Origin of the sequence: Senimuribacter intestinalis (genome assembly GCF_943192965.1) — a bacterium.
GTDB classification, from domain to species: Bacteria; Bacillota; Clostridia; order Peptostreptococcales; family Anaerovoracaceae; genus Senimuribacter; species Senimuribacter intestinalis.
Window position 1 is genome coordinate 120,428 of record NZ_CALPCF010000005.1, and the last position, 14,173, is coordinate 134,600.

The window sequence follows — 14,173 nt, forward strand, 5'->3', positions numbered from 1 at the left end:
GCGCAAAAAGGTATATAATAAAAAAGGTTACTGTGCGGGCATAGTTCATCGGTAGAATATCAGCTTCCCAAGCTGAGGAGGTGGGTTCGACTCCCATTGCCCGCTCCATGAATATACTTGCAATAAGACTGAAACTGAGCTATAATCGAATCATAAGCGTGGGGGATTGGCGCAGCTGGGAGCGCGTTTGACTGGCAGTCAAAAGGTCAGGGGTTCGAACCCCCTATTCTCCACCAATGAAAAGCAGGTTGAACACCTGCTTTTTTTCCATCTCGGAGTATATCAGAAGCAAAAAATCAGAAAGCTAGAGAAATGAAATGAATCGATTGACAAAAATTATTTTAAAGAATATTTTTCGTGTACCGTCAATTTTTGGTAGAATTTACTGGTATGCGGCACATCCGGAACGCTATAGCGGAGAGGAAAAGCTGCGGCCGCTGCAGTATATTGTAGAGCGTGCCAAAATCAGCGGAAATTTGGATATCAAAGTCTATGGAAGAGAGAATATTCCGGAGAAGGATGGGTATATTTTTTATCCCAATCATCAGGGAATTTTTGATGGTTTTGCAATGATTGAAGCCTGCCAGAGACCAATTTGTCCTGTCATGAAGCAGGAACTAATGAAAATCCCCGGTGTAAAGCAGATTTTTACCTGTATGAATGCGCTTCCTATGGACAGACGCGATGTGAAACAGTCCCTTAGAGTAATCAACGAAGTAAGTCATCGTGTAATGCAGGGCGAAAACTGTATTATCTTTGCTGAGGGGACAAGAAGCAGAAACGGAAATCAGCTGCTGGAGTTTAAGGGAGGCAGTTTTAAAGCGGCGGTCAAGGCGAAATGTCCTGTCGTTCCTGTAGCTTTGATTGACGCATATAAGCCATTTGACAGAAATGTACCGGGGTTTATTACAGTGCAGGTGCATATATTAAAACCAATCTATTATGAGGAATATGCGGGCAAAAAAACAACTGAAATTGCCCAGATGGTGAAAAGCAAGATTGAAGAAAACATTGCGGTGTATGCTGAAAATTAACAGAACATGAACATGGCTGTCCTTTTAAGGAAGGTCATGTTCTTTTTTTATGTAATCTTAATGCATGTAAATTCTTGGAAAGTAGAATTATATTGGAAAGCGCAATGGCAATCAGATATCCGTAAATATTCAGTGCGGGAATTCCAGTAAAGATAATTAGAAATATTAGGAGCAGTAATTGCTGAAACAGCGAATTGCGGAAAGACTGTCCCTCACAGCCGATTCCGATTAAAAGGCTGGTTGTGGAGGCGGTCATATATAAAAGGGGCGCCAGCAGTCCGGCGAGGCGAATCATTAGTCCTAAATTGTCCTGTTTATAGAAAAACTGTCCCATGGAATCCGCAAAAACGCAAAATACAGAGCAGGTCAAAATGCCGATGAAGAAGGAAAGCCCCAGAGTTCGTGTGATGAGCCTGCCGACAAACTTTTCTTTTCCGGCAGCGGCCATAGTGGATATTTTGGGAACCACGATTGAGCAAACCGCGCCCACCAGAATCATGGGGTAGTTGATAAGGGGGAAGACCATGCCTTTGTACTGACCCAAAAGTGCCAACGCTTCAGTAACCGGATATCCGCAGGTGCAAAGCCGGAGTTTTACGATGACAGAAGAAAATGCATTGACGCCCTCTAAAAGACACTGAGTCAGACAAATCGGAGCAGCACCTTTTATCAGCGAAAAGAGAACCCCAGAAATTTCTTTTTTCGTTGGTACAGAGGTTTTTACTTTCGGCTTAGTTTTTTTATAGTATAACAGCAGCAGTAAGACGCTTTGCGTTTCTCCGATGGCATAGCACAGATAAACCAGCGTTACTGCAGGAAAATCAAACCGATTGAGGCAGAAGCGTATAAGAAGATATAAAATAGGAAAGCGCAGTATTTTTTCGCTGATGTTGATTGCAGAGGGAATTCTTATCTTTGTAAGTCCCAGAAAGTGCCCCTTAGTGATGTTAGAGATGGACATTAAAATCATTAGAGGACAGGTAGCGAGAATGGGATAGACAAGTTGACTGTCACCAAGAAAACCGGAGGCGATAGGCTTTGCGGTGATTAAAACGATACCAACAAGAAAAACAGACCAGAAAAAGCTGGCAAAGGTGGCAATTTTTACAGTCTGATTCATTTCGGTATAGTTGTTGAAGTGCTCGTGTTTTGCGGAGATTTTCGACATGGTGACGACGATGCCCTCTGTCATAAATGACAGGAAGAGACAATTGATTGGGGCCACCAGACTGAGAAGACCCAGTCCCTGTGCGCCGAGAATTCTGGCGAGATACATATTGAAGACGAACTCGATGAGTCCGATGATTAAGTTGGATGCAGCCAGCACTGTGATATTCTGTTTCACTTTTCCAAAGGTCATAGACACACTCCTTATTCTATTTATATCTATGAGCAGGGAACGGATTCTATGCGCCGGTTTGTATTGCACTGCATAATTTCCTGTGATATACTGAAAAAGTCAGTAATTTATTAGGAGAAACATTTTAATGAGCGGAAAAATTTTAGAGCAAAGTCAGAACGTATATGAACTGCTTGCGGCAGATGGGGCCTGCAGCGGTCAGGCGAAAGAAGTGCGGGCGTTAATTGATAAATTAGAAAAAAGAGATATGACAGTATCCATAATCGGCCAGTTTAAGAGAGGAAAGAGCAGTCTTTCCAATGCGATTTTGGGAGCTGAGATTTTACCTGTCGGTATTGTGCCGATTACATCTGCTGTTACTCGAGTTGTTTATGGCGATAAAGGCTGTGAGGTGCATTTTCAAAATGGCGTGGTGACACCGATTGAGTTTGAAGAACTTTCAGCATTTATCAGTGAACAGGAGAATGCGGACAACAGGTTAGGGGTGGATTCGGTGATTTTGCGTACGCCATCGGAGTTTCTCAAAGATGGTTTGACCTTTGTGGATACGCCTGGTGTTGGTTCTTTTCATAAAAATAACACGGAAACGGCATATCACTATATGAAGGAAAGTGATGCGGTGATTTTCCTGCTGTCAGTGGACAGTCCCATTAATCAGATTGAGATTGATTTTCTACAGAGTACCAAAGAATTTGCAGGGAAATTTTATTTTGCTGTAAATAAGATTGATGTGGTTGGAGAAGCAGATTTACAAGCTTATGTGCAGTACTGTCAGAAACTTCTCTGTCAGCTGATGGGTGTTGACTCTGTAGCGATGTTTCCTGTCAGCGCTAAAACGGGTGCTGGCGTAGAGGAATTGAAAACCTCCATTACTGAGGACTGCCTGAAAAATGCCGGAGAGATTCTGGAAGAGTCCGCAGCCAAGAAGCTGAAAGATTTGATTTCCAGAACACTCAATCAGCTGGATTTTTACTGGAAGGCTATGAACATGGAATACAAGGAGCTTGATGATTGTTTTGAGCAAATCCATGAGACCGTTCAGGCATGCAGAACAAAGGCTGCAGCAGCAGAAAGCTTTTATGAACTGCATTTAAACGAAATCAAGCTGCAGCTGTCGGCGAAGGTATTGGAGCTGTTTGGCATGGAGTATCAATATGAGATTGAAGAATTGCCGGCAGGACTTGTGGCAATGAGTAAAGATGACTTCTTGCGTGAGGTCGATACGCTATGCAATGATTTGAATACAACTTTGAGTGACATTTTGCTTTATAGGGAGGAAAATGCTTATGCAGTTGTGCGCAGAATCAATGCGATTAACAGACTGGGGCGCAGTTTGCGCAGAATCAGAGAGAAATTATAAGAATTAAGGGAGATAGCTCCCTTTTATGGGCCCGTAGCTCAGCTGGGAGAGCGCTGCGTTCGCAACGCAGAGGCCGTGGGTTCAATCCCCATCGGGTCCACCATAGAAGATTGAATTACGTCGGAGACAAGCACTTCGGCGTTTTATATACATTGTGAGATAAATTTGGGGGTCATAGAAATTCTGTAAAAGGGTGCAAACATTTTCAGAAAATCTTGGGAATTGTAGAGTAATCGTCTTTATGCTATAATAAAAATCCAACGTAAGACTTGGTTGCATGACAGGAGAAAGGAAGCATTATAATGACAGAAGAAACTAGAATGATTTTGGACAAATTAGAGAAGATGGAAGAGAAATTAAACAGTCTTGATAACAAAGTGACATATCTCGACGAGAAGGTATCGTGCCTCGACGAGAAGGTATCGTGCCTTGACGAAAAGGTGACGTGCCTCGACGAGAAGGTGACATGTCTGGATGAGAAGGTATTGGACCTTGACGAAAAGGTGACGTGCCTCAACACAAGAGTTTCGGAGATGGACGAAAGATTTACTAAGGATATCCGAGAGATTAAAATCACATTGGAAAGCGAAGTAAACAGAAATATAGCAGTTATTGCAGAGGGGCATTTGAGCTTGGATAGAAAACTCGACGAAGCTTTGAAAGTGAACCAGGAAAGAGAAATGCTGCTTCTCCGTGTAAATCGTTTGGAAACAGAACTATTAAAGAGAAGAGAACATTAAACCAGAGATTTTGGAGAATCGTTAGGCAGACTTTTTGGAACTGGCTGAATCAGATTTATAAAAAAAGCTTGCCAAAATATGTCTGAGAGTGGTACAATGTAAGCGGAGAGTATTTGGCAGGAATCCTGCCGGGAAAGGAGCGTGGAAAAGAAGTCTCCAAACCCTAATTAAAAACTAAACTAAATTAAAGTAAGCAACATTTTGTGTTCTTCCCTGTGCATACCACAGGGAAGCTAAGAGGGAAGCAAGTGAGAGCCTTGCGCGGACCCGCCACTGTAATTGGATTGTTTTGATTATGAGCTGTGAAAGCTGTCCACTGGGGAAACCTGGGAAGGAAAGTCAGAGCGAGAATCCATGAGCCAGGAGACCTGCACGAGATGAGGATTTGCGGCGAGGTTAACCGTAAGAATCCGGAATATAGATACAGTGAAATCGGACTGTAGGCGAAGAGCCTAGAGTCTTTTCTTTTTGCAAAAGACCGGGCTGCGAAATCGAATTGAAAGGAAAAACATATGAAAGAGCGAAAACGAAACATGAAAAAAGCCTTTGCGCTGATTCTCAGTTTACTGATAGTTTTCAGCATGATGCCGTCCATGGCTTTTGCAGATTCTGCAGACAGTTCAGAACCAAGCGAGGCAGCAGGTTCCTGTAAGGTGACTATTACATCTCAGGCTAACCAGAAATTCTTGCACAAGCCGCTTATTGACACTGAAGTTGCGGCAGACCTTGCTGAACGCTACGGTTATGAAGATAGCGTAAAGGAAAGCGTTTCCGTACTGGACGCACTGGTACAGGCGCATATTGCTAAATATGGAGAAGAATTTACGAAGGAGACAGCAGGCTCTAGGCTGGCTTTAGATGAGAACGGGAATGTAACTCGTTATTTTGGAGAAGAAACTTCAGATAGCGGTGTTGTCATCAACGGGCAACTTTCTGCGGAAGCTGCAGCAAAGACAGCACTAAAGGCAGGCGATTGCTTGGAATTCTTCCGTTATGCTTCAGCTGAAAAGAAGGATGTGTATCCAGGGGTTGCTACTTCTTACTTTACGGGTGGACATGATGGAATCCACTGGGATCGGATTACCAGTCTGAAAAAAATCAGCGGAAAAAATTTCGGCTTATTTTGCTATGGATTTTCTTTAGATCAGTATGGAACATTTGAAGAGGCAGAACGTCTTAGAAATGCAACAGAAATGGATGGAATTTCCATAGGGCTTATTGATGCGGAAACAGGTGCAGTGGTGCCAATCGAGGGCGCTGTTGCCAGCGGAAACAATGCGCTTGCTAATTTGACACTGCAGCAGGAAACGGGATTTTGCTATTTGACCATGTTTGACTCTAAAGCAGATATCGTTATGCCGCTCATAAAAGTTCAAATGGTGGAAGAGCCATCCTTAAAAGTGCTTGAACTTTATAGAACTAGAGCTGATTTTTTGGCACGTGAGAATTCACTTGAAATTACTCCAGCATTGCAGGAAGGGAAATTTGACGGATATACTGTAGATGTTCCTGACTATCTCAGTGCGAGCAGCATGTATATTTATTCCAGCTTTTCTGATAACCCCGATGATCCAACCAATGTATATCTTGGTGAAACTTTATCGAAGTATGTAAGCAGTCGGTGGGGCAGTAGCTCCGGTGATGCAGCTTACATAAGAAATGGCTGCTATAACGTTTTTTATTATGGCGACGTTGGGCAGGTTGCAGACTACAAAATAAACGCTAATATTATCGCAACGCTGAAAGGTCTTGAACTGGAAGGTGTTGTCGATAAAGCCTTTAATGCAGATAAAACTTCCTACCATGTTTATCTCGATTCTAATGCAAAAACGACAGCCATTAAGGCAACCGCTTTTGCTTCCTCTTATACTATTAAAGTCAATGGCGCCGAATTTACGAGCGGCGTAGCAGGAGATTTAACCCTGGATTGGGATGAAAATGACTGTATGGATGTGGAGATTTCAGTTTCTTCAAACAGCTGCGAAGAAAAGACGTATCACATCTGCTATGAAAAGGAACCTGCGACTGAGCAGCCTACTATTTTGCTGCAGCCGGAGTCTGCTGATTATCTTCAGGGAGCAAAGGCAAAGGAACTGAAGACCAAGGCAAGCGCCAGCGGAGTTGTTTCCTATCAGTGGTATCAGAATGATACACAGTCTATCGAAGGCGCAGTAGCCATTGAAGGTGCAAATTCTAAGGACTATACGCCATCTACCGAAAAAGTTGGTACGACTTACTATTATTGTCAGTTTACCAATACAGAAGGGGAAGGAAAAACTGCTGTTTCTGATATCGTAAAGATTGTAGTCGATCCAGATCCGACACCGAAGGCAGTTTTTTCAAATATTGGTGGAGAACTGGGAGACGAGTATGCCTGGAAGAAAGGTTTTGTATATAACGCTGATGAAACAGCAGCACAGCTTTCTTTCCAGATTGAAAACAAGATAGAAGGCGCTGCTTACAGTTATCAGTGGTATAGAGATGTCGCTAGGCCTGGTGCAGAAACTAGTAAAGGTGGAACTTATTGTCAGACGGATGCAGAGATTATACCATATACAGAGGCAAAGTATGCAAATAATGAAGGCTGGTTCTGGCGGTGCGAGATTACTTGCACCTTTAAGGGAAAAACTTATCGCTCCTATGCAACAACCGGAGAAAAAGATAATGCGGGAAAAGCTGTAACAGGCATCTATGTGTTTATCAAGGCAAATGCTGCTTCTACACCAAAATTTGTTACACAGCCAAGAGGCAATGAGGGGCTTCTTATTGGGGACTCTAAGCCGACTTTGTACGTTAGTACAGGTAGAGAGGATCAGGGCAGCTTAAGCTATCAGTGGTATGTTAATACGGAAGACAAAAATGAGGGTGGAACACCAATCGAAGATGCAACATTCAACCGTTATTATGCACCAACTGATGAAGCCGGCACCTTCTATTATTACTGTGTTGTAACGAATAGCTTACAGGGATATACCGCTGCTGCGGCATCTGATACAGCAAAAGTAGTAGTTACAGACTTGCAGAGTTTTGCAGAGCAGAAACTGTCAGAGGCAGGAATAAAGGGTGACGGAACGGAAGAAAAACCGTATCAGATTGAGGACTTAGAACAACTACTGGTAGTGCAGGAATTGGTTAACTCAGGCTATGCCTTCAAGAATAAGCATCTGTCACTGGAAAACAACATCACGCTTCCAGCCGACTGGAAACCGATGGGTGTGACGAAAAATGGAAAAGTAGACATTGAGAAGGGGGCAAACCTCTATCCATTCAGCGGAAACCTGGACGGTAAAGGACATCAGATTACGGTGCCGGAGGACGGTCTGCCTCTGCTTGGCTATGTAAAGGAAGCAGAAGTTCACAATTTGAAGATTTTTGGTAAGAAGATTGCAGGCTATGGACTTGTCAACAACTTTGAGGGTGTCGGTCTATCAGGAAGCGCTATCGTAATCGACAACGTAACACTGGTAAAAGGAACCTCTACACTGAAGTCCGGTCTCATCGGTGCAAATATTACAACCAATGGTTTTGCAGGTTGCTCAGCTGGTTTTGTAGCAACCATAAAGAATTGTACAATTGAAGAGGGCGTTACTATTGGATATGACGGAAATCAGTCCAATATAGGCGCTTTTGCAGGAAGAATGCAGGGAAGCATCGAAAACTGCGTCAACCATGGAACTGTTCAGGGTGTCAACTATGTCGGCGGTATCATTGGCTCAAGAGATAATGCTATGGGTCAGTGTGAAGTGAAGAATTGTACTTTTGACGGCACTGTAACAGCTTCCGGGGAGCAGGCCGGCGGCATCATTGGCGGAGGATATGTAAATTCAACAGCGCCAAATGGAGTTAGAATTGTCGTAATAGGCAATGTTTCCACCGGTACAATTACGGGTAAAGATTATGTCGGCGGCATTATGGGTGCTGACTACTATGTCAATCAGAACTGGGGTACAGGCGTCTTTAAGTTGAACAAATTTACAGGTAAGGTTGAGGCAACAGACGGCAGCTATGTCGGCGGCGTCATCGGCTACCTTGCAAGCTTGAATAAATTTGACAACATCGCTGGAAACTACTATGCAAGCGACTGCGGTGCAGAAAAAGGAATTGGATTTGTAAAGTACGTAGATACAAGCTGCAAAACCCATGAAAATGAAAGCGGTGCAACTTACGTTGACACATCTGTTGATAAACCGAATATTTCCGGATTTACAAAGGATAACCACAATAGAACAGATGACCCGCTTGGAGCAGATGCTGTAAGACTAACTTATTCCGACGATCAAAAAGATCCGATTGTGATTGACTTGAACATCACTGGCGAATACAAGACAGAGTACCTTGTCGGCGAGGCATTCTCCTTTACGGGCATGACAATTACTGCAACATACCATACCGGTGAAACAAAGGTACTTGAACCAAGTGAAGTAGAAGTACAGAATTTCGATTCGACAAAGAGAGGCACTCAGGAAGTGAAATTGGTGCACAACGGTATCGGTGCAGTGATTAGCGTAACCGTTATGCAGCCGGCAGGAAGTGATATTACGGTAAGTGTGAAAATTCTGGGTGATACACTCCATGGAGAATCTGAACAGGATGTTCACACATTATCGAAAGGAAACCTGCCTGTATGGCTGGATACCAAAACCGTAACCATCAGCAATAACGCAACCGTTTGGGATGCATTAAAAGAGGCGGTGAAGGGAACTGATATCAGCTTTACCAATCCGAGTGGTAACTATATCTCTGCTGTAACAAAGGGCAATTTGACCCTTAGCGAGTTGGATAATGGAAGAAACTCCGGCTGGATGTACACCTTAAATGGAAGACATCCGGAGTATGGTGTCAGCGAACAGTATCTTGAAAACGGAAATGTAATTGTTTTCCACTATACTGACGATTATACCAAGGAAGAGGGATCAGACAAGTGGGATACACCGGTTATTAATCCGGAAAATCCAGGCGATACCGATATTGACGATCCAGACACACCGCTTGACCCAGGTCCTGAAGCAGTAACAGGATTGATTTCCAAGATGAAGCTGACTGCGCGTTCTGCTAAGACCAGCAAGAAAAACGTGAAGGTTACTGTCAAGGCAGACAAGACCACAACCGAGGCGATTAAAGAGCTGAAGGAAATGGGATATACTGTAAAATACATGTACTTCCGTTCCACAAAGAAGGCAGCGGGTTACAAGAGCATGCTGACAAAGACAGGTAATACTTACACCAATACAATTGGTAAGAAAGGTCTGATGTATTATTACAAGGTTCAGATCAGGGTCTATGATAAAGACGGAAAGCTGGTTGCAAAGACAGCGCTGAAACAGTGCAAATACGCAAACAGACTTTGGTCAAAGAAATAATAACCGTATAATGAAAGGAGGACGCCGGACAGCGTCCTCTTTTTACAGGCATTGGAACGCATTCTGATGAGGAAAGTCCCCGTTGACAAGCATTTTTTTAATATGGTATACTTTGATTATCTGGATGATGGAATCGGGAGAGCGCATGGGCTTAAGCGTAGCGCCGTGCCGCCGAAGGGGCAAAACTCTCAGGCAACAGGACCGTTTCCGGACAGACCTCTGGAAAGTGTAAAAAGAAACCACCGATGAAGCAACTCTGCCCGTGAAGGGGCGGAAGAATCTTTCAGGTAAAAAGACAGAGTGTAATATTCTATCTCATTTACTCATGCAAGATACGCTTGGAGGTGGTTTTTGTGTCTGCATATATTTCTTTTATTCTCGAAATTATTGGAACTGTTGCTTTTTCTGTTTCTGGCGCCATGACCGGTATTCGCAAGGGCATGGACATTTTAGGCATTTCTATCTTAGGTCTCACTACAGCAGTGGGCGGTGGTGTGATTCGCGACTTAATCTTAGGGATTACACCGCCAAAGACATTTCAGAATCCAATTTATGCTATCGTAGCGATAGGAACGGCATTAATTGTCTGCACTCCTTGGATGCAAAGGCTCTTTTCTAAAAGGCAGAATTATTATGATTTGATAATGCTTTGGCTGGATTCTGTGGGTCTGGGCATTTTTACTGTTGTAGGAATCGAAACAGCTTATAGTGTTTCTACAGATTTTAGTTTGTTTCTGATGATTTTTGTCGGAGCGGTGACAGGTGTTGGGGGAGGTGTGCTCCGCGATGTTATGGCACAGGATCCGCCTTATATCTTCGTAAAGCATTTTTATGCCAGCGCTTCTCTGATTGGTGCAGTGATTTGCTCTTTGATGTGGGAGCCCTTTGGGCAGGGCGTATCAATTATCGCAGGAGTTGTCATTGTTTTGGTGCTACGGCTTCTGGCTGCAAAGTTCAGATGGAGTCTGCCGAAACCGGGTGTCGGTACAAGCGACAGGTAATGTGGAATATAAAGGAGCTGTCTAATTGTAATCAAGACAGCTTCGCTTTTTATTACAGGATTCCGCCTGCTTTGAACTCTTCATCGGATAGGACGCCGCCTTTGTTGGATACCACCAGAGAGGAGGCAGCGTTAGCCTTTGCGATAGCATCGTACATGGAAAGTCCCATGGAAAGCCCTGCCATCACTGCGCCGCAGTGACCGTCGCCAGCACCGATGGTGTCAACGATTTTTTCGGCAGGCACCGGTGCTACGTGTACAAGACCCTCGCCGCCTGCAGTTCCATCGAAATAGTAAGCGCCGTTGGCACCGTTGGTAATGATGATGGTATTTTGCGTTTTTTTATGTAATACCGCGGCAGCATCGGAAATAGCAACACAGCCAGTATAACGACAAATTTCGTCCTCGTTTAAGTGGAGTATTGGGCGTAGTGCAAAAATTCGTTCCATTAATGCATCGTCAATGAGACAGATTCGAGGACCGGGTGCGTAGAACACCGGCAGCCCGCTGGTTTCTAGAAAATCTACGATAGTGCTGCCTGTCTTATCTTCTATTTCTAGACCGCAGATGTAGGCACACTGTAGCTTTGACAGATTCAGCATGTCAAACCACTCTTTGTAAAAGAGATACTCTGCGCCATGGTCTACAATAAAGGTTCGCTCGCCGCTTTCTTCCACAAAGCAGTAGCAGCATCCGTTTGCCATATCCGGCGTTGGCATAGGTGAAGCCAGTCCTTTTGAGGCCAGCTGATTGCGGACGAAATCTCCGTAAAGTCCTGTACCCACTGGAGAAAACAGTGTGTAAGGCACGTCGAAATGACGAATCATGTCCGCTACGTTGTGTGCGCAGCCGCCCAGAGACATGGATTGCGATTTAACGTGGACATCCTGTGCCGTAGTGGGCAGAAAGTCCAGATTGATGATGATATCGGCAACTGTAGAGCCGATGACTAAAATCTTTTTCACTTGCGGATAACTCCATATTAACTAAAACTTCGCTGTAACTTCGTTTTATAGTATATCACCTTCTGCAGAAATCGTCACTACCTGATATGGAAGAAATTTTCCGCTGGCAGAAATCGCACGGGAAACCGCAGTCTCAAGTCCGCCGCAGCAAGGGACCTCCATACGGAGCACTGAGACCGAGGAGATGTTGTTGCGCCGCAGGACTTCACTGAGCTTCTCGCTGTAATCTACACCATCCAGCTTTGGACAGCCAATCAGCGTTACGCGACCTGTCATAAACTGCTCGTGGAATTTTGCGTAAGCATAGGCGGTGCAGTCTGCCGCAATCAGAAGATTTGCTTTGTCAAAATATGGTGCGGAAAGAGGTGCCAACTTTATCTGTACTGGCCAGTTTGTCAGTTTTGAAGCAGCGGATTTGCTGTTGCCCGCAGAAGCACTGTCTGTATCAGTGCCGCCGCCTGCGCAATCTCCCTGACAGCTTGCCTGCAGGTTTTGCAGTTCGATTGCCAGTTTTTTTGTCATCATGTTTGCTTTCACTGCTTCCTCATCATAGGCAGCGGCTTCGCGCTCCACAAAGGTGATTGCGTTCGTTGGACATGTGGGAAGACAGTCGCCAAGACCGTCACAGTAGTCGTCGCGCAGCAGTTTGGCTTTTCCGCCAACCATGCCGATTGCGCCTTCGTGACAAGCAGCGGCACAAGCCCCGCAGCCGTTGCACTTCTCACTGTCTATTTGAATAATTTTACGAATCATATTTGTTTCCTCCTTAATGATGGAATTTGGATTATACGTGCCTAATGACATGAATTTAATGTTGTGTTCATACCACGTGAGTCGAATCTTAAAACCTGCGTAATTTTGGGAATTATCGTGAGATATTCCTCAAAAAAAGAACAGGCAGCAAAAGAGAATGCATTGCCTGTAAAATTCGTGAAAAAAGTTTATTCCATGTTGTCAAAAAGCAGCTCATCCAAAATTGCAGCAGCATCTTCGATGCAGCCATCGCAGCTTCTAAGAGGGATGCCGCCGTCAAGTCCTTTGAGTTCACGGCAGATGACAGACTGGTTTTTGGCAGTAAACATTTCGGTCGCTTTTTTCATCAGCTTATAACAGTTTACTTTTGTCTTGGGATTATCCAATTCGCCGTCGGATTCTTTCATGCCGATGACCATCGCCATGGCGGAAACTGCGCCGCACGTACCGCGGGTGCTCATTCCGTTTCCAAAGGCTTCTGCCAGCTTAAAGATTGTCTTTGTGTCACAGTCCAAGGTATCCGCAAAGGCACAGACTACAGCTTGGGCACAGTTGAATTTTTTGTGGTGCAGATTTACTGCGAGTTCTTTTCTGTTCATGTCGCTCTCTCTATTTTACAATGAATTTTGTGTATTTTTCCTTTAAATTCGGGTCGGGAGTGATGGACTGAGGTTTTTCTTCTAAAAGCTCAGGGTGACCTGCATAGCGTTTGAATTCGCGGAAACACCTCGCGTAGTAATAGCCGGATTCTACTCTATCATCAGCAGAAACCTTGATTGGAAGCACTTTGCGCTCTTCGATGACCTCGCCGACCTTAAAAAGTCTTTTTTCAGGCTGACCCATGGCGATAAAGATACCTGTTGTGCCGAAATCGTAAATATGATGGTAGACGGCTTTCAGGCGAATAGACGCCAGATTGGTAATGAAGAGGGATGTATGGAACGGACTGGCATCTACAATGCTGAAAGGCAGAGAAAAATGCTTGTCCCACCATTTTAGAACGCCGACAACGCCGCCGACCAAAAAGGGAATTCGCATGACACCGCGAAGTAGCATATCGGTAGCATTATTGATACCGGCGCTTTTATTCAACTCGATAGCTTCTGCCAGTTTTCTGTTTACTTCGAAGATATCATCGTCTAAATTAAAATAAATTTTCGTCACAGTTTCTTCGGTATTATTATTCTTCAGTGTGGTGAAGGATACGCAGAAGTGGTTTCTGGCATAAATTCGCTTGTTGCAGACGAAACGGTTTAAATTGGGGTACTGAGACACCAATCTGAGATAAGCGGCAAGGATGACGCTCATATGGTCCATCTTAACTCCACTTGCGCGGCATTTGTTTATATAGCTGTGAATAGGCTCGAGATCCAGCTCCAGGTCGATGTAGTTGACTGCGTCATATCGCTTGGGCATAATGTAAGGCGTAATCTCATAAAACGGGTCGCAGCCCGAAAGTCTGTATCCGTCAGATCGTTTCATTTCTAAATCTCCAATCGAAAAAAATACTCAATCACTGTAGCATTATACTATAAAAAGGTTGTGAAATCAAGAAAGGAGCGGTATAATTAAGAATATCTTAATGAACCGGGAAGAAAAAT

General features: G+C 44.1%; 10 protein-coding genes, 3 tRNA genes and 3 riboswitches. Of the genes, 8 read left to right on the plus strand and 5 right to left on the minus strand.

Annotation, left to right across the window (positions count from 1 at the left end; translation table 11 throughout):
- Nucleotides 1–34 precede the first annotated feature (34 nt).
- The 3 genes from NFR88_RS06685 to NFR88_RS06695 all read left to right on the plus strand — a co-directional run bounded on the left by NFR88_RS06685 (nt 35) and on the right by NFR88_RS06695 (nt 1,034).
- Nucleotides 35–108, plus strand: a tRNA-Gly gene (locus tag NFR88_RS06685).
- A 52-nt stretch (nt 109–160) separates the two neighbouring features.
- Nucleotides 161–236: transfer RNA gene (locus NFR88_RS06690), tRNA-Ala, on the plus strand.
- 81 nt (nt 237–317) lie between these two features.
- The gene (locus tag NFR88_RS06695; RefSeq protein WP_251614392.1) at nt 318–1,034 is read left to right on the plus strand and encodes a lysophospholipid acyltransferase family protein; all 717 of its coding nucleotides are present in this window, start codon (nt 318–320) and stop codon (nt 1,032–1,034) included.
- Between the two features lie 34 nt (nt 1,035–1,068).
- On the opposite strand, the gene NFR88_RS06700 is transcribed toward NFR88_RS06695, so the two are convergent.
- A complete protein-coding gene (locus NFR88_RS06700) occupies nt 1,069–2,394 on the minus strand; it encodes an oligosaccharide flippase family protein (RefSeq protein ID WP_251614395.1) in 1,326 nt (441 codons plus the stop codon).
- A 127-nt stretch (nt 2,395–2,521) separates the two neighbouring features.
- On the opposite strand from NFR88_RS06700, the gene NFR88_RS06705 reads away from it, so the two are divergent.
- From NFR88_RS06705 to NFR88_RS06725, 5 genes are all read left to right on the plus strand, one after another.
- The gene (locus NFR88_RS06705; protein WP_251614397.1) at nt 2,522–3,754 is read left to right on the plus strand and encodes a dynamin family protein; all 1,233 of its coding nucleotides are present in this window, start codon (nt 2,522–2,524) and stop codon (nt 3,752–3,754) included.
- Nucleotides 3,755–3,781: 27 nt separating this feature from the next.
- A tRNA-Ala gene (locus NFR88_RS06710) sits at nt 3,782–3,857 on the plus strand.
- 199 nt (nt 3,858–4,056) lie between these two features.
- Nucleotides 4,057–4,494, plus strand: a complete 438-nt coding sequence (locus NFR88_RS06715) for a hypothetical protein (RefSeq protein WP_251614399.1) — start codon at nt 4,057–4,059, stop codon at nt 4,492–4,494.
- 186 nt (nt 4,495–4,680) lie between these two features.
- Nucleotides 4,681–4,884: riboswitch (cobalamin riboswitch) on the plus strand.
- Nucleotides 4,885–5,006: 122 nt separating this feature from the next.
- On the plus strand, nt 5,007–9,854 hold the full coding sequence (locus tag NFR88_RS06720) for a bacterial Ig-like domain-containing protein (RefSeq protein WP_251614402.1): 4,848 nt from the start codon (nt 5,007–5,009) through the stop codon (nt 9,852–9,854).
- Between the two features lie 124 nt (nt 9,855–9,978).
- Nucleotides 9,979–10,068: riboswitch (glycine riboswitch) on the plus strand.
- A gap of 3 nt (nt 10,069–10,071) precedes the next feature.
- Nucleotides 10,072–10,155: riboswitch (glycine riboswitch) on the plus strand.
- Between the two features lie 52 nt (nt 10,156–10,207).
- Nucleotides 10,208–10,855 carry a trimeric intracellular cation channel family protein gene (locus NFR88_RS06725; protein ID WP_251614405.1) on the plus strand — a complete coding sequence of 216 codons (648 nt, stop codon included), beginning with the start codon at nt 10,208–10,210 and terminating at the stop codon, nt 10,853–10,855.
- Nucleotides 10,856–10,907: 52 nt separating this feature from the next.
- Here the strand turns inward: NFR88_RS06725 and NFR88_RS06730 are convergent, their stop codons facing one another.
- From NFR88_RS06730 to NFR88_RS06745, 4 genes are all read right to left on the minus strand, one after another.
- Complete coding sequence (locus tag NFR88_RS06730; protein ID WP_251614408.1) at nt 10,908–11,819, minus strand: PfkB family carbohydrate kinase; 912 nt, start codon at nt 11,817–11,819, stop codon at nt 10,908–10,910.
- 45 nt (nt 11,820–11,864) lie between these two features.
- A complete protein-coding gene (locus NFR88_RS06735; protein ID WP_160200876.1) occupies nt 11,865–12,572 on the minus strand; it encodes an ATP-binding protein in 708 nt (235 codons plus the stop codon).
- Nucleotides 12,573–12,760: 188 nt separating this feature from the next.
- Complete coding sequence (locus NFR88_RS06740; protein ID WP_160200877.1) at nt 12,761–13,171, minus strand: C-GCAxxG-C-C family protein; 411 nt, start codon at nt 13,169–13,171, stop codon at nt 12,761–12,763.
- 10 nt (nt 13,172–13,181) lie between these two features.
- The gene (locus NFR88_RS06745; protein ID WP_160200878.1) at nt 13,182–14,054 is read right to left on the minus strand and encodes a 2-oxo acid dehydrogenase subunit E2; all 873 of its coding nucleotides are present in this window, start codon (nt 14,052–14,054) and stop codon (nt 13,182–13,184) included.
- Nucleotides 14,055–14,173 lie beyond the last annotated feature (119 nt).